The sequence below is a fragment of the Pandoraea cepalis genome (genome assembly GCF_902459625.1).
GTDB lineage: Bacteria > Pseudomonadota > Gammaproteobacteria > Burkholderiales > Burkholderiaceae > Pandoraea > Pandoraea cepalis.
Genome location: NZ_CABPRY010000014.1, coordinates 23,250 through 38,085 on the forward strand (window position 1 = coordinate 23,250; position 14,836 = coordinate 38,085).

Here is a 14,836-nt window from a genome sequence, read left to right on the forward strand (position 1 = left end):
CGCACCCGCGTCGCTACGGCGTCAGGACGCCGAGCGTTTGAACGGCGTATGGGCCTCCAGCTCACCGATATGCTCGTCCATCGCCGAGGTCTCCGCATCGAGAAACTCGGCAATGGCGTCGGCGAAGCGTGCATCGGCAATCCAGTGGGCCGACCAGGTAGGTGTGGGCAGCAGACCGCGCGACATCTTGTGGACGCCCTGCGCCCCGCCCTCGAAGCTGCGCAGCCCATGCGCGATGCAATACTCGATGCCCTGCGCGTAGCACGTCTCGAAGTGCATGCCGGAGACGAACGCTGTCGTGCCCCAGTACCGCCCGTACATCGTGTCGCCGCTCACCACGTTGAGCGCGCACGCCAACGGCTCGCCCTCGCGCTCGGCCACGACGAGCAGCAGCGTGTCCGGCATCGCCGCATGCCACTGGCCAAAGAAGGCGCGGGTCAGATACGGCGCATTCCAGTGCTCTCGATAGGTGTTGTCATAGCACTGATAGAAGAAATCGAGCGCGGCTTCGTCGATGTCGGCACCGCGCAGCCACCGGTACGTTACCCCGGCATCGCGCACACGGCGGCGATCCTGTTTGAGCTTCTTGCGCTTTTCCTGATTCATCTGCGCGAGGAAGTCGTCGAACGAGGCCACGCCGGGGTTCTCCCAATGGAACTGCACGCCCTCGCGCAGTGCATAGCCGGCCTCGGTGAGCGCCGCCAGATCGTCGTCGTGCGCGAACAGCACGTGAATCGACGACAACTCGAGCTGCTTCGCGAACGCGATCGCGCCGCGCGCGAGCGCGACCCGGTCAGCGTGGGTGCGCGCCAGCAGGCGCGGCCCCGTCACGGGCGAGAACGGCACCGCGCACAGCAGCTTCGGGTAGTAGTTCAGGCCATGACGCGCAAACGCCTCGGCCCACGCGTGATCGAACACATACTCGCCGCGCGAATGTGATTTGACATAGAGCGGCATGGCGCCCACGAGGCTGTCGCCGGCCTGCATGAGCAAATAGGCCGGCTGCCAGCCGGTGCGCTTCGACGCGCATCCGCTCGTATGCATCGCATGCAGGAACGCGTGCTGCACGAACGGGTTGCCGCGCGCGAGCGCATTCCACGCGTCGGCCGGTACGTCTTCAATCGATTGCACTACACGGATGACTACATCGCTGCTCACCGCTCACCTCGTCTGCGAACCTGCGAGCCGACGTTGCGGCCGTCGGCATTGATCCATGGAACTGGTAGCCATTGTCGCCGAACTTGGCGAGGCTTTCAGCGGGCAACAAAAAAGCCCGGCACACGGCCGGGCTTCTCTGGCGTCGACAAGCGACGCCGCAGGCGAAAATCGCTTACTTCTTGGCGTTGGCCACGCCGTCGACGATTTCCTTGTGGGCGGCTTCGATGCCTTCCCAGCCTTCGATCTTCACCCACTTGCCCTTCTCGAGCGCCTTGTAGTTCTCGAAGAAGTGCTTGATCTGGTCCTTCAGGTAACCCGGCACGTCGTCGATCGACTTCATGTGCGCCGTCATCGGGCAGATCTTGTCGACCGGCACGACCACCAGCTTGGCGTCCACGCCCGACTCGTCGGTCATGTTGAGCAGACCCAGCGCGCGGCAGCGCACGATCGAGCCAGCCAGCAGCGGGAACGGCGTGACGACCAGCGCATCGACGGGGTCGCCGTCACCGGACAGCGTTTGCGGAATGAAACCGTAATTGGCCGGGTAACGCATGCCCGTACCGATGAAGCGGTCGACGACCAGCAGGCCCAGTTCCTTGTCCGCCTCGTACTTCACCGGGTCGCTTTGCGCCGGGATCTCGATGATGACGTTGAAATCGTTGGGGATGTCCTTGCCGGCAGGCACGTGGTTGAAGCTCATGATGGCATTCCTGTGTTTGAAAAGGGGCACGCCGCCGCACGGCATGCACGCCCGCCAACCCGCCGGATGCCACGCCGCCCGACGGCAATCGGGCGCGGAACATTATAGCGGGTTTGCCTGATTCGCCTGTATTGACGGCAGTCGGACCAGTCGCTGCGACGTGAGGTCGCCCATGTTTGCACAGCCCAGCAGTTGCATCGTCGTGCGCAACTCGCCCAGCAGCAGCGCGAGCACCCCGGCCACGCCCGCGCCGCCGCGCGCCGCCACGCCATACAGCGGCGCACGGCCGAGCAACACCCCCTTGGCTCCCAGCGCAACGGCCTTGGCCACGTCGGCGCCGCGCCGCACGCCACCATCGAGAAACACGGCCATCGCGGGCCCGCGAGCGCTCAATGCCTCGACGATCGGCGGCAGCGCCTCGAGCGGCGCAAGCGTGCTGCCCAGTTGTCGCCCGCCGTGATTGGACACGACGATGCCATCCGCGCCGTGCGCCTGCGCCAGTCGGGCGTCCTCCACCGTCTGGATCCCCTTGACGAGCACTTCACCGGGCCAGTGGCGGCGCACCCAGGCCAGATCGTCCCAACCGAGCGACAGGTCCATCTGACGGCTCAGCACTGCCGCGTGACGGGCCAGATCGGCGCGCTCGCCCACACTCCTGGCGATGTTGCGCAGTTGCGGCGCGCCGTAGGCCAGCATCTGCCAGCTCCAGTGCGGGTGCCGCATGCAGTCGGCGATGAGCCGAGGCGTCATGCGCAACGGCAGTTTGAAGCCGTTGCGCGTGTCGTGATCGCGCTTGCCATGCACCGGCGTGTCGACCGTCAGCAGCAGCGTGCGGAAACCCGCCTCACGCGCGCGGCGCATCATGCTCTCGGCAATACGCCGGTCTTGCTGCACATAGAGCTGGAGCCACATCTCGCCATCGGGCACCGCCGCGCGAACGTCTTCCAGCAGCGACGTCGACGCCGTCGATAACACGAACGGCAGCCCGGCGTCGGCCGCCGCGCGGGCAAGCCGCTCATCGGCACGTGGCCAGAACAACCCGTTGAGCCCGGTCGGCCCCACGGCCATGGGGGCGGCGGCTTCACGCCCCCAGAACGTCGTCGCACTCGAACATTGCGACGTATCGGTCATCACGCGCGGCGCAAAGCCCCACTGTGCGAACGCATCGCGGTTGCGACGCAGCGCGTCGCCGTCTTCCGCCCCGCCCTCCAGGTAATCGAACGCCAGCTTCGCCAGACGACGCCGGGCAGCCCGACGGTAATCCTCCACGCAGGAAAACGCGTGCATTGCTCCCCCTATTCTCATGTTCCCCCGTGGCGCTCGCCACGCAGCCTCATTCCTCGGCCAATGACGGGCTCTCCCGGTAATTCATCGCTTGCACACAAACAATTGCATTACAATCACAATCGTTACAATCCGAACATATTGGTACATTCCATGCCGCGCTTGCCCGCCCGGTCATCCGGCCGTACTGAAGACGCGCCGGCCACCGCGTCAGCCAAATCCGCCAGCGTGTCGGACGCTGCGCCGTCGACGCCCCGCTCGTCGCTCTTCGTCGGATCCACCGAAAAGACGTTTCAGGTGCTGCACGCCTTCGACGGCCCGGCGCGCTACATGACGCTTGGCGACATCGCCAAGGCGGCAGGGCTCGATCGCAGCGCGACGCAACGGCTCGTGCACACCCTCGAAGTGCTCGGTTATTTGTTTCGCGTGCCCGAGACCCGCACCTACGGTCTGACCACCAAGGTGCTTCAGTTCTCCTACAACTACATCCGCGCGAACGATCTCGTCGAGAAGGCCGCGCCGTATCTCCTGGACATCTTCCGCCGCGTTGGCGAGACGACCAACCTGCAGGAGCTGGACGGCCACGAGATCGTGTACGTCGCGCGCTTTCCCGGTCAGCATCTCGTGAATATCGGCATCGTCGTCGGCGCCCGCCTGCCGGCAATGTTCACCGCCTCCGGCATCGCCATGCTGTCGCGCCTGCCCGACGCACGCGTGCGGGAAATCCTCGCGAATACCTCGCTTGAACCGATGACGCCATACACCACGACGGACGAGAAGAAGCTCCTCGAACGCATCCAGACGGCTGCGCGGCGCGGCTATGCCATCGTCGAAAGCGAAACCGTGATGGGGGACATCTCGGTCGCCGCCCCTATCACCGATCACGATGGATACGCCGTCGCGGCCATCAACATCTCGGTGCCGACCTCGCGCTGGACACGCGAGCGCGTCGAGGCCGAACTCGCGCCGCACGTGCAGGTCGCCGCCACCTCGATCTCGAAGTCGCGAATCTCCACCTTCCGCCGCTAAATCGCGCCAGCGGCGGCAGGTCCAGACCGCGCCCGGCCTCAGCGGCCCTCGAAGATCGCCAGTTGCCTGGCCAGTTCCTCGCGCAATTGGGCCGACAGCGCCGGTGCGGGCGGCACCAGCGGGGCGAGCATCGCCGGCGCGTCCACGCCGATCAGGTCCATCACCGACTTCATCGGCCCCGGGTTGGTCTCGGCAAACGCCAGGTTCATCAGCGGAATCAGCGAGCGGTGCAACTCAAGCGCGTCGGCCGTCCGGCCTTCTGACGCGAGCATGAAGATGCGCTGCCACGCGCTCGGCAATAGCGACGCTGTCACCACGATGCCGCCTCGCGCGCCCGCCGCCACATGCAGCGGGAACAGCGTGTCTTCGCCGCTCAGCACGGCGAACGACGCATCGACGCCCGCGATCGTGCGCAGGAAATGCCACATGTCGGTGTTGCACGCCTTCATGCCCACGATGTTCTCGTGGCGCGACAGCTCGTGCAGCACTTCCGGGGCAATCGCGATGCGCGTGCGATACGGGATCTCGTAGATCAGGATGGGTACCGGCGACTCGTCGGCATAGCGCAGGAAGTAGTCGCGGATACCGGCTTGCGTCGGGTTGGTGTAGTACGGGGTGAGCACGAGCAGGCCGTCGGCACCCGCTGCCGCGAAGTCGCGACCGGCTTCGATGGCGTCGTGATAGCCCGGGTCGAGCACGCCGGCGATCACCGGCACGTCGCGGCCGTGCGTCTTCACTTCCTGCGCCGTGAGTTCGGCCATGCGCACGCGCTCGGCGCGCGAGAGCGCCCCGTACTCGCCGGTGCCGCCGAGCGGCACCACGCCGTCGATGCCCTGCCCCAGCAGATACCGCATCAGCGCGCGCGCCGCATCGGTGTGAATCGTGTCGTCGGCGTTCACCGGCGTGGGAATCGCCGGCAGAATGCCCTTCAGTTGTGCAGAGCGAAGCATGTGTTAAACGTCCGTGAATCGTGAGTTCGGTGAAATCGGATACCGCATCAGGTCGCGAGGCTACGCCGGCGCAAGCGCTCGGCCACCCAGATGAGTGCGGCGATGAAAAGGAACAGGCAGGTGGAGACCGCGGCGATCACCGGCGAGATCTGCATCGTGATCTCGTCCCAGAACTGCTTGGGCAGGGTGGTCGACAGACCGCCCGACGTGAACAGCGCAATCGTGAGTTCGTCGAACGACGTGGCGAACGCGAACAGGAACGACGACAACAGGCCCGCACCGAGAATCGGGAACGTGACGCGGCGAAGCGTCGCCCACGGACGCGCCCCCAGGCTGTAGGCCGCCAGGTCGAGGCGCGTGTCGTAGTTGCGCAGCACCGCCATCATCGTGATGACGACATACGGCACGGCCACGACGGTATGCGCGAGGGTCAGCCCGACGCTGGAGCCCACCAGCCCGATCTTGGCGAAGAAATAGAACACGCCGACGGCCAGGATCATGCGCGGCACCACGATGGGGGCGAGCACGAAGGCGAGCATCGCCGACTTGCCGCGCATGCCGCCGCGCACCAGCAAGAACGCGGCCGGCGTACCGATCAGCATCGACAGCAATCCCGCTCCGATGCCGACAAGCATCGAGCGCGTGACCGCCTGCATCCACAACGGCGATTCCCAGATCTGCTGATACCACTGCAGCGAGAAACCTTTCGGCGGCCAGGCCAGGCCCGAGGCCGAGTCGAACGACATCGGAATCATGAGCAGGGCCGGTGCGGCAAGAAACACCACCAGCAGGACCACGATCGTGCGCAGCACGCGCCCATCGCCCTGCTCGCCCTTGTGGCGGGGCATCGCACGCAGCAGCAGATCGGTGGCACTGCCCAGCGCCGAGAGCACGCTCTCGCCAAGCGCCCGGCTCCACCCGCCGCGCCGCTTGCCGGTCTTGATGTCGCCCGCGCCGCCGGCCATCGTCGACAGTCCGACCAGGCGGTCGTAGACGAAGAACACCACCAGCACCACGGCGAGCAGCAGCACCGAGATCGCGCCCGCGAAGCCCCAGTTCAATGCCTGCATCACCTGATCGATGATGAGCTGCGTAATCATCGTGTCGTGACGACCGCCGAGCAGCGTCGGCGTGATGAAGAAGCCGATCGATGTGACGAACACCATCAACGCGCCGGCGGCCACGCCCGGCAGCGACAAGGGGAAATACACCCGCCAGAACACGGTGCCGGGGCGCGCGCCCAGCGTCGATGCCGCGCTCGGCAGACGACGGTCGATGTTCTCCATGACGGAGAGCATCGTGAGCACCGCCAACGGCATGAGCGCATGCACCATGCCGAGCAACACGGCCGGAAAGCTGTAGAGCAGCGAGAGCGGCGCATCGATCAGACCCAGATCGAGCAATGTTCGATTGATCACGCCGTTGCGCCCGAGCAGGACCACCCAGGCAAACGTACGCACGAGAAAACTCGTCCAGAACGACAGCAGGAGCCAGAACAGCAGCCGCTGCTTGCGCGCGCCGCTCAGTGTCGAGAGCCGATACGCAATCGGATAGCCCGTGAGCACCGCGAAGAAGGTCGTGTATAGCGAGACCTTCAGTGTGATGAGCAGCACCTCGACATACACCGACGAGGCGAACAAGCGCTGATATTCGGCGAGCGTGAAGCCGCTCTCGCCGCGAATGCTCAACAGCAAGAGTTGACCGACCGGATAAATCAGCATCACCGCCAGCAGAATGACGATGGGCGCGGCCATAAGCAGCGGGCGCAGGCGCGCACGCCAGCGGGCCCGGCGCGGCGCCGGCTGGGCGGGACGGGACGACGAAGGACGAACCACGGCGGATGCACTCATCGCTTACCCCGCGATCGCCACGGCGTCGTCGGCACGCCATGCGAGACCGAGCGTCTGCCCGATCTCGAAACGGTTGCCACGACGATGTGTCGGAAACGACGCCACGAGCGACTTGCCCACCCCGCCCCCCTCGCTCACCGCCCCGCCCATCACCGACGACTGCAGGTACAGCTTCGTCATGCCGCCCGTGACCATGATGTCGGTGAGCTTCGCCGAGATCGTTGCCACGCCATCGCGGTTACCGCCATCGCCCCCCTCGGCGCCCTCGTGGATGTGCAGGTTCTGCGGACGCAGCAGCAGCTTGACCGCACGGCCCGGCTCGACCTTCGGGTCATAGACCATCGCACCGGCACCCTGCGCGCCTTCCACGCCCGGCATCGCCACGCGCACCTGATCGCCCGCGCGCGTCAGCACGGTGGCATCGAGCAGGTTGGACTCCCCGAGGAAATCGGCCACGAACACGCTCGACGGACGGAAATACAGATCGTCCGGCGTGCCCAGTTGCGCGATTTCCCCGGCGTTCATCAGGCAGATGCGATCGGACATCGTCATCGCTTCCTCCTGATCGTGCGTCACGTACACGATGGTGGTACCGAGTTCGCGGTGAATCCGCTTGATCTCGAGCTGCATGTGATCGCGCAACTTCTTGTCGAGCGCGCCCAGCGGCTCGTCCATCAAAATGATCGACGGCCGGTAGACCATGCAACGCGCGAGGGCGATGCGCTGCTGCTGCCCCCCCGAGAGTTCGCGCGGATAGCGCTCTGCCACATGCGGCAGATGCACCATCTCCAGCGCGTTCATGACCATCTTGCGAGCGGCCTGTGCGTCGGTGCGACGCATTTGCAACGGGAATGCGATGTTCTCCGCCACGGTCATGTGCGGGAACAGTGCGTAGTTCTGAAACACCATACCGATGTCGCGCTCGTACGGCGCGCCGTACGTGACATCGGTCCCATTGATGCGGATGGCGCCCGCATCGGGCTGCGACAGACCCGCGATGAGCGAGAGCAAGGTGGTCTTGCCCGAGCCGCTTGGGCCGAGCAAGGTCAGGAATTCGCCCTGGGCGACATCGAGGTCGGTCGGGGCAAGCGCGACGAAATCGCCGTAGCGCTTGGACAGACCCGACACTTGGAGATTGGCAACGGTCATGAGATCAGCACTCTAGAATGCATGAAACGGAACAGCAGGTGAGGATCAGGTCAGGATCCAACGATTGAATCGCTCGAGCGCCACGCTCTGGTTTTGCTGCCAGAACTTCGCGTTGATCTGCACGCCACTCTTCATGTTCGCGGGGAATGTCGGGCAGTGCTTCGCAATCTCGGGCTTGACGTAGTTGAACGCCTCGGGCTGCGTCATCCCGGCCGGGAAGAACTTGGTCAGTTCGGCCTGTCGCTTCGGATCGCTCACGAACTTGATGAACTCGCGGCAAGCACCGGCGTTCGGCGTGCCCTTGAGGATCGACCAGTTGTCGCACCCCCAGATGTTCTGGTTCCACACGATCTCCACGGGCGCGCCGTTGGCCTGCGCCGACTGCGCGCGCGAAGCCCACGTGGCGACCATGTCGACCTCGCCCGAGCCGAGCATCTGTTCGAGCTGTGCGCCGGTGGTCCACCATACGTCCACATGCTTCGCAATCTTGTCCAGACTCTTGAATGCACGATCGAAGTCGCACGGATACACCGCGCCGGACGCCACGCCGTCGGCCAGCAATGCTTCTTCGATGGTGTCGAACGGGTACTTGCGGATGGAGCGACGGCCCGGAAAGTCCTTCACGTTCCACAGATCGGCCCACGACGCCGGCGCCTTGCGGCCCTTGAACGCATCGGTTCGGTAGGCGAGCACCGTCGAGTAAATGTTGGTTCCCACGCCGAACGGCGACATGTACTGCGAGGGGATCTTCGCGATGACGGGGTCCGACTCGAGACCGTGGCGCTCGAGGTACTCCTTGCCGCCCCCCGTCAGCAGCAGGATCGCGGGCTGGCTGATCTTGGCCATGTCCCACGTGTAGCTGCCCGCCTCGACCATGCTCTTGATCTGCGCCGTCGGCTCGGCGTTGGCCTGCACGCCCACGACTTCGATGCCGGTCGCCTTGGCGAACGGCTTATAGAACACGGCGTCGTACGCCTTGTTGTAGATCCCGCCATCGTCGCGCACGACGATGCGCTTGGTGGCGGCGCGCGAGGACGTCCACACGAACGGGAATGCCACGGCTGCGGCACCGACGAGCGCCGTCTTCATGGCCGTGCGGCGGCCCGGCTGTGCGAGCGATGCAGCGTCGTTGTCGGCGTGGGTGTCAGCGATGTCAGCAGTATCGAGCGGGCTTGCGAAGGGCTTGCGTTTCATCTTGGTCTCCGGTCTTGACTGGGAGGGTGGGCGCGGCGACGGTGTGCGACTTCGGCACAGCCGCCGCGCGCGCGGTTATGGCACAACAAACAGCAATGCGTGAAATGACTCAGGGAACGAGACGTCCCGGATTGAACAACTGGTTAGGGTCGAGTGCCGCCTTCACGGTGCGCATGAGGGCGAGTTCGGCCGGCGCCTTGTAGCGCTGCATGAGCGGCAAGCCCGTCTGGCCAACGCCATGCTCGGCGCTGAACGTGCCGGACAGCCGTGCGGCCACGTCGTTTACGCACGCGCGCATGATGTCGGCCATCGACGCACTGTCGGCCAGCGCCGCCCAGGCGGCAAACGAGAACATCGGGATGAAGTGCACGTTGCCGTCGCCCATATGGCCGACGATGGCGATGTCGAGCCCCGGCACGACGGCGTGCACGGCGCGCGTGGCGGCGTCGATGAATTCGGGCACGCTCGACACCGGCACCGCGCAATCGGTCGTGAGCCCGACGGCGGCCTTCTTGTTGGCTTCGCTCACGCTGTGGCGCACTTCCCAGAGATCGGCGCGCTGCGTGTCGTTCGCGGCGATGACGGCGTCTTCGACGAGCCCTTGCTCGATGGCCTCGCCCAGCGTCTGCGTCAGCACGGCTTCGAGCCCTTCGGCGTCGCGCGTGTCGCTCAGCTCGACCAGCACATGCCAGGCATGCGCGTGCGCGAGCGGATTGCGGCGATTCGGCACATTGGCCAGCACCAGATCGAGCTGGTGACGGTTCATGATCTCGAAAGCCGACAGGCGCGCGCCGCAGGCGCTCTGAAACCTACCGAGAATCTGTTGCGCGGCGGCGGGATCGCGCGGCGCAAACCACGCGAGCGCATGCTGCGTGGGCAACGGATGCAGCTTGAGCGCGGCGGCCGTGATGATGCCCAGCGTGCCCTCCGCCCCGATGAACAGATGCTTGAGATCGATACCGGTGTTGTCTTTGCGAAGTGCGCGCAGACCGTCCCAGATCGTGCCGTCGGCCAGCACGACTTCCAGGCCCAGCACGTTCTCACGCGTGTTGCCATAGCACAGTACGCTGGTGCCGCCCGCGTTGGTCGAGAGCGTGCCGCCGATCTGACACGACCCCTCGGCACCAAGACTCACCGGATACAGACGTCCAACGCCGGCCGCCGTCTCCTGCACGGTTTTCAGGATGCACCCGGCCTCGACGACCATCGACCCGTTGGCCGCATCGACCTGCCGAACGCGACGCATGCGCGCCAGGTTCAGAATGACGGGCGCCGGGCCGTCGGTCGGCGGCACCGCCCCGCCGCACAGGCTCGTGTTGCCGCCCTGCGGCAGGATCGGCACGCCCGCGGCGGCGCATAGCCTGACGACATCGCTCACCTGCGCGGTGGTCGAGGGCAGCACGACACACAGCGCCTCGCCCCGGTAACGGCCCCGCCAGTCCTCGGTGTAACCGGCGGTATCGGGCGCATCGCTGAGCACGGCTTGGGCGCCCAGCGCGTCTCGCAACCGAGGGATCAGTGTTTCACGCGTCACTGCGTCGTTCATTGCCTGCGGACTCCTGAATACTTCCGTTCGACGTTGTCGCCACGGCGCGGATAGCCGTATGCGACGAGCGGTGGGGCTACGCCAGATGTCCGTCTGGCGATTCATTTCGATCAAGGATAGGTGATAAAAAATTGCAATAAAATCTCTTTAATTACAATGCGATCAATTTAGGTGTTTGTGCGGATGTGACGCATGTGACGGTCAACGCCCTCACGAGTTAAGTGATAATGAGGGCCACCCCCACACGAGGTGACGTCGTCATGCCCGAAGCTACACACTTCATCGGCAACCAATGGGTCGCTCCCGCGAAGAGCCCGACGATTCCCGTTGTTGACCCTTCCGACGGACAAGTCTTTACCCAGATCGCCCGCGGCGACGCCGAGGATATCGACCGCGCCGTGAAGGCCGCACGTTCGGCCTTCGAAGGCGACTGGGGACGCATCGGCGCCGCCGAGCGCGGCCGCGTACTCTACGCAATGGCGAACGTGCTCGCTCAACATCACGAGGCGTTGGCGCAGCTCGAAGCACGCGACACCGGCAAGCCGCTCAAGCAGGCACGCGCCGATGCCGCCGCCATCGTGCGCTATTTCGAGTTCTATGCCGGGGCCGCCGACAAGCTGCACGGCGAGACGATCCCCTACCAGCCCGGCTTCACCGTATTCACCGTGAGAGAGCCGCACGGCGTGACCGGTCACATCATTCCGTGGAATTACCCGCTGCAGATCTTCGGGCGCAGTGTCGCCGCGGCCCTTGCGAGCGGCAACGCCTGTGTCGTGAAGCCGGCGGAAGACGCCTGTCTGTCGTTGCTGCGCGTGGCCGAGCTGTCGATCGAAGCCGGGCTGCCGCCGGGCGCGCTCAATATTGTGACCGGCTACGGCGCCGAGGCGGGTGCGTCACTCGCGCGGCATCCGGGCATCGATCACATCTCGTTTACCGGCTCGCCCGCGACCGGCACGCTGATCTCGCAGATGGCCGCGGAAAACCATACGCCCGTCACGCTCGAACTCGGCGGCAAATCGCCGCAGATCGTTTTCGCCGACGCGGACATGGACGCTGTGCTGCCCGTGGTGGTCAATGCGATCGTGCAGAACGCCGGACAAACGTGCTCCGCCGGCAGCCGTCTGCTCATCGAGCGCGACGCCTACGAGCGCCTGCTCGCGCGTCTGGCCGAGGCGTTTGCGCATCTGCGCGTGGGACCGTCGCAGGACGATCTCGATCTCGGCCCGCTGATCAGTGCGCGCCAGCAGCAACGCGTGTGGGACTTCCTGTCCGAAGCGCAGCACGATGGCATTGCGGTGATGTCGCAGGGTGAAGTCGTCGGCAGCGCACCGGAAACCGGGTTCTATCAGGCCCCCACGCTCCTGCGCGACGTTCCCGCCACCCATCGTCTCGCCCGCGAGGAAGTGTTCGGCCCGGTGCTCGCCGCCATGCCGTTTATTGACGAGGCCGACGCCGTGCGGCTGGCCAACGGCACGCCCTACGGTCTGGCCGCCGGGGTCTGGACGCGCGATGGCGCACGCCAGATGCGCCTGGCACGCGACATTCGCGCGGGACAGGTCTTCATCAACAACTACGGCGCGGGCGGCGGCGTGGAGCTGCCTTTCGGCGGGCGCAAGCACTCCGGCCACGGACGCGAAAAGGGCTTCGAAGCCCTCTATGGCTTCACGACACTCAAGACCGTGGCCATCCGGCACGGTTGATTCGCAGGACCGACTGCACACTCCCTGATCTAGATCGCGGCGAAGCATCGAACGCACGCCCTGTGTCCGACGCTTCGCCATCCCCAGGCACTTCAGGAGACAAGGCATGCGTTTGCAAGAGAAAGTGGCCATCGTCACGGGCGCCGGTTCCGGCTTCGGCGAGGGCATCGCCAAGACGTTTGCGCACGAAGGCGCCGCCGTCATCGTCAACGATCTGAACCGCGAGGCCGGCGAGCGCGTGGCCGAGGACATCGCCAAGGCCGGTGGGCGAGCGGCGTTCGTATGCGGCGATGTGTCCCGAGAGGACGATCACGTCACCCTGCTGGACGAAGCCGTCACGCGCTTCGGCCATCTCGATATCGTGGTCAATAATGCGGGCACCACGCATCGCAACAAGCCACTGCTCGAAGTCACCGAAGCCGAGTTCGATCGCGTCTATGCCGTGAACGTCAAGAGCATTTTCTGGAGTGCGCGCGCGGTCATGCCGTACTTCCTGCAGCGCGGCGCCGGTGTGATGATCAACATCGCGTCGACGGCGGGTGTGCGCCCACGCCCGGGGCTCGTCTGGTACAACGGCAGCAAAGGGGCCGTGATTACGGCGAGCAAGGCCATGGCCGCCGAATTCGGCCCGAAGAACATCCGCGTGAACTGCGTCAACCCGGTCATCGGCGATACCGGATTGACCGCCGAATTCATGGGCGTGCCGAACACCCCCGAGAACCGCGCCAAATTCCTCGCAGGCATTCCGCTCGGGCGCTTCTCCACGCCGCAGGACATTGCCAACGCCTGCCTCTACCTCGCCAGCGACGACGCCGCATTCATCACCGGCGTGTGCCTGGAGGTCGACGGCGGACGCTGCATCTGATCGACCCATCGTTTTTGCAGTCGGTAATCCCGTAGTTGTCGCACTCACACCATAACGACAGACAACACCACGTCAAACCGGAGGAGCTTTCGTATGAACAGCGTTCCCACGCCCCCCTCGCCCATGACCGATGCGTCGTCGGCCGACTTTGAAGCGGCCACCTACCGCAAGGTCGGCTGGCGGCTGATTCCGTTTCTACTGCTGTGCTATGTGGTCGCGTATCTCGACCGGGTCAACGTCGGCTTCGCCAAGTTGCAGATGGTCGGCGACCTGCAATTCTCCGACACCGTGTTCGGTCTCGGCGCGGGTATCTTCTTCTTCGGCTACTTCCTCTTCGAAGTGCCAAGCAACGTGATCCTGCATCGCGTAGGCGCCCGCGTGTGGATCGCGCGCATCATGATCTCGTGGGGCATCATCTCGGGCGCGACGATGTACGTCACGTCGCCACAGATGTTCTACATCATGCGATTCCTGCTCGGCGTGGCCGAGGCGGGCTTCTTCCCCGGCATCATCCTGTACATCACCTACTGGTATCCGGCCTCGCGGCGCGGACGCATGACCGCCTGGTTCATGACGGCCGTGGCGTTGTCCGGCCTGATCGGCGGACCGCTCTCGGGCTGGATCCTCAAGGACATGAGCGGCGTGAATGGCCTTGCCGGCTGGCAATGGATGTTCCTGATCGAAGCGATTCCGTCGGTGGTGATCGGGCTGATCGTGCTGGTCGTGCTCGACGACCGCATTCGCGATGCCAAATGGCTCAACGATGCCGAGAAGTCGATGCTCGAGCGCAACATCGCCAGCGATGTGCTCAGCAAGGAAGACCTGCCGCTGCGCCGGGTGTTCTCGAGCCCCCGCGTGTGGATGATGAGCCTGATCTACTTCTCGTTCGTGATCGGCCTGTACGGTGTGGGCTTCTGGCTGCCGACGATCATCAAGGGCACGGGCGTGACCGATCCGCTGCAAATCGGCCTGCTTACGGCCATTCCGTATTTCTTCTCGGTGATCGCGATGGTCGTGGTCGGGCGTCGCTCCGATCTGCGCGGCGAGCGTCGCTGGCACATTGCGATACCCGCTTTCGTCGGCGCCATCGGCCTGTTCCTGTCGACGACCTGGAGCCACAACACCCAGCTCGCCATGGTCGCCCTGACGCTGGCCACGATGGGCATCATGATCGTGCTGCCGCTGTTCTGGAGCCTGCCCACGGCCTTTCTGGGCGGCACCGCCGCCGCGGCCGGTATCGCGATGATCAACTCGCTGGGCAATCTGGCCGGTTTCGTGGGCCCATACCTGATCGGCTTTCTCAAAGACGCCACGCACAGCACCAACAGCGGCATGTTCCTGCTCACGATCTTCATGATTCTGGGCGGACTGCTTACGCTGGCCGTGCCCGCGCGGCTCGTCAACCAGTGAC

12 protein-coding genes are annotated in these 14,836 nt (G+C 65.1%); 4 read left to right on the forward strand and 8 right to left on the reverse strand.

Features of this window, described 5'->3' with window-relative positions:
* Positions 1-21: 21 nt before the first annotated feature.
* The 3 genes from PCE31107_RS20930 to PCE31107_RS20940 all read right to left on the reverse strand — a co-directional run bounded on the left by PCE31107_RS20930 (position 22) and on the right by PCE31107_RS20940 (position 3,145).
* Positions 22-1,158 carry a GNAT family N-acetyltransferase gene (locus tag PCE31107_RS20930; RefSeq protein WP_026132245.1) on the reverse strand — a complete coding sequence of 379 codons (1,137 nt, stop codon included), beginning with the start codon at positions 1,156-1,158 and terminating at the stop codon, positions 22-24.
* Between the two features lie 172 nt (positions 1,159-1,330).
* A complete protein-coding gene (gene ppa / locus PCE31107_RS20935; protein WP_017235373.1) occupies positions 1,331-1,858 on the reverse strand; it encodes an inorganic diphosphatase in 528 nt (175 codons plus the stop codon).
* A gap of 102 nt (positions 1,859-1,960) precedes the next feature.
* Positions 1,961-3,145, reverse strand: a complete 1,185-nt coding sequence (locus tag PCE31107_RS20940; RefSeq protein ID WP_150610542.1) for an alpha-hydroxy acid oxidase — start codon at positions 3,143-3,145, stop codon at positions 1,961-1,963.
* 150 nt (positions 3,146-3,295) lie between these two features.
* Here PCE31107_RS20940 and PCE31107_RS20945 point away from each other — a divergent pair, with 150 nt between their 5' ends.
* Positions 3,296-4,171, forward strand: coding sequence for an IclR family transcriptional regulator (locus PCE31107_RS20945; protein ID WP_017235371.1), 876 nt, complete (start codon positions 3,296-3,298; stop codon positions 4,169-4,171).
* Between the two features lie 38 nt (positions 4,172-4,209).
* On the opposite strand, the gene PCE31107_RS20950 is transcribed toward PCE31107_RS20945, so the two are convergent.
* From PCE31107_RS20950 to PCE31107_RS20970, 5 genes are all read right to left on the reverse strand, one after another.
* Complete coding sequence (locus PCE31107_RS20950) at positions 4,210-5,121, reverse strand: dihydrodipicolinate synthase family protein (protein WP_150610543.1); 912 nt, start codon at positions 5,119-5,121, stop codon at positions 4,210-4,212.
* A 47-nt stretch (positions 5,122-5,168) separates the two neighbouring features.
* Complete coding sequence (locus tag PCE31107_RS20955; RefSeq protein ID WP_150610568.1) at positions 5,169-6,875, reverse strand: ABC transporter permease subunit; 1,707 nt, start codon at positions 6,873-6,875, stop codon at positions 5,169-5,171.
* A gap of 99 nt (positions 6,876-6,974) precedes the next feature.
* Entirely contained in the window at positions 6,975-8,120 is a 1,146-nt protein-coding gene (locus PCE31107_RS20960; RefSeq protein WP_150610544.1) for an ABC transporter ATP-binding protein, read from the reverse strand.
* Between the two features lie 45 nt (positions 8,121-8,165).
* Positions 8,166-9,209: an ABC transporter substrate-binding protein gene (locus PCE31107_RS20965; RefSeq protein ID WP_130027752.1), complete on the reverse strand. Its 1,044-nt coding sequence runs from the start codon at positions 9,207-9,209 to the stop codon at positions 8,166-8,168.
* Between the two features lie 214 nt (positions 9,210-9,423).
* Entirely contained in the window at positions 9,424-10,860 is a 1,437-nt protein-coding gene (locus PCE31107_RS20970) for an FAD-binding oxidoreductase (RefSeq protein ID WP_150610545.1), read from the reverse strand.
* A gap of 260 nt (positions 10,861-11,120) precedes the next feature.
* On the opposite strand from PCE31107_RS20970, the gene PCE31107_RS20975 reads away from it, so the two are divergent.
* The 3 genes from PCE31107_RS20975 to PCE31107_RS20985 all read left to right on the forward strand — a co-directional run bounded on the left by PCE31107_RS20975 (position 11,121) and on the right by PCE31107_RS20985 (position 14,835).
* Positions 11,121-12,560: an aldehyde dehydrogenase family protein gene (locus tag PCE31107_RS20975; RefSeq protein ID WP_130025235.1), complete on the forward strand. Its 1,440-nt coding sequence runs from the start codon at positions 11,121-11,123 to the stop codon at positions 12,558-12,560.
* Between the two features lie 106 nt (positions 12,561-12,666).
* Positions 12,667-13,425, forward strand: coding sequence for an SDR family oxidoreductase (locus PCE31107_RS20980; RefSeq protein ID WP_017235364.1), 759 nt, complete (start codon positions 12,667-12,669; stop codon positions 13,423-13,425).
* Between the two features lie 93 nt (positions 13,426-13,518).
* On the forward strand, positions 13,519-14,835 hold the full coding sequence (locus PCE31107_RS20985; protein WP_165385246.1) for an MFS transporter: 1,317 nt from the start codon (positions 13,519-13,521) through the stop codon (positions 14,833-14,835).
* Position 14,836 lies beyond the last annotated feature (1 nt).

What these genes read in the sequence shown, in the direction of transcription:
- ppa (WP_017235373.1), bottom strand. Translation starts at nt 1,858, where the DNA reads ATGAGCTTCAACCACGTGCCTGCCGGCAAGGACATCCCCAACGATTTC.
- PCE31107_RS20940 (WP_150610542.1), bottom strand. Translation starts at nt 3,145, where the DNA reads ATGCACGCGTTTTCCTGCGTGGAGGATTACCGTCGGGCTGCCCGGCGT.
- PCE31107_RS20945 (WP_017235371.1), top strand. Translation starts at nt 3,296, where the DNA reads ATGCCGCGCTTGCCCGCCCGGTCATCCGGCCGTACTGAAGACGCGCCG.
- PCE31107_RS20950 (WP_150610543.1), bottom strand. Translation starts at nt 5,121, where the DNA reads ATGCTTCGCTCTGCACAACTGAAGGGCATTCTGCCGGCGATTCCCACG.
- PCE31107_RS20955 (WP_150610568.1), bottom strand. Translation starts at nt 6,875, where the DNA reads ATGGCCGCGCCCATCGTCATTCTGCTGGCGGTGATGCTGATTTATCCG.
- PCE31107_RS20960 (WP_150610544.1), bottom strand. Translation starts at nt 8,120, where the DNA reads ATGACCGTTGCCAATCTCCAAGTGTCGGGTCTGTCCAAGCGCTACGGC.
- PCE31107_RS20965 (WP_130027752.1), bottom strand. Translation starts at nt 9,209, where the DNA reads ATGAAGACGGCGCTCGTCGGTGCCGCAGCCGTGGCATTCCCGTTCGTG.
- PCE31107_RS20970 (WP_150610545.1), bottom strand. Translation starts at nt 10,860, where the DNA reads ATGAACGACGCAGTGACGCGTGAAACACTGATCCCTCGGTTGCGAGAC.
- PCE31107_RS20975 (WP_130025235.1), top strand. Translation starts at nt 11,121, where the DNA reads ATGCCCGAAGCTACACACTTCATCGGCAACCAATGGGTCGCTCCCGCG.
- PCE31107_RS20980 (WP_017235364.1), top strand. Translation starts at nt 12,667, where the DNA reads ATGCGTTTGCAAGAGAAAGTGGCCATCGTCACGGGCGCCGGTTCCGGC.
- PCE31107_RS20985 (WP_165385246.1), top strand. Translation starts at nt 13,519, where the DNA reads ATGAACAGCGTTCCCACGCCCCCCTCGCCCATGACCGATGCGTCGTCG.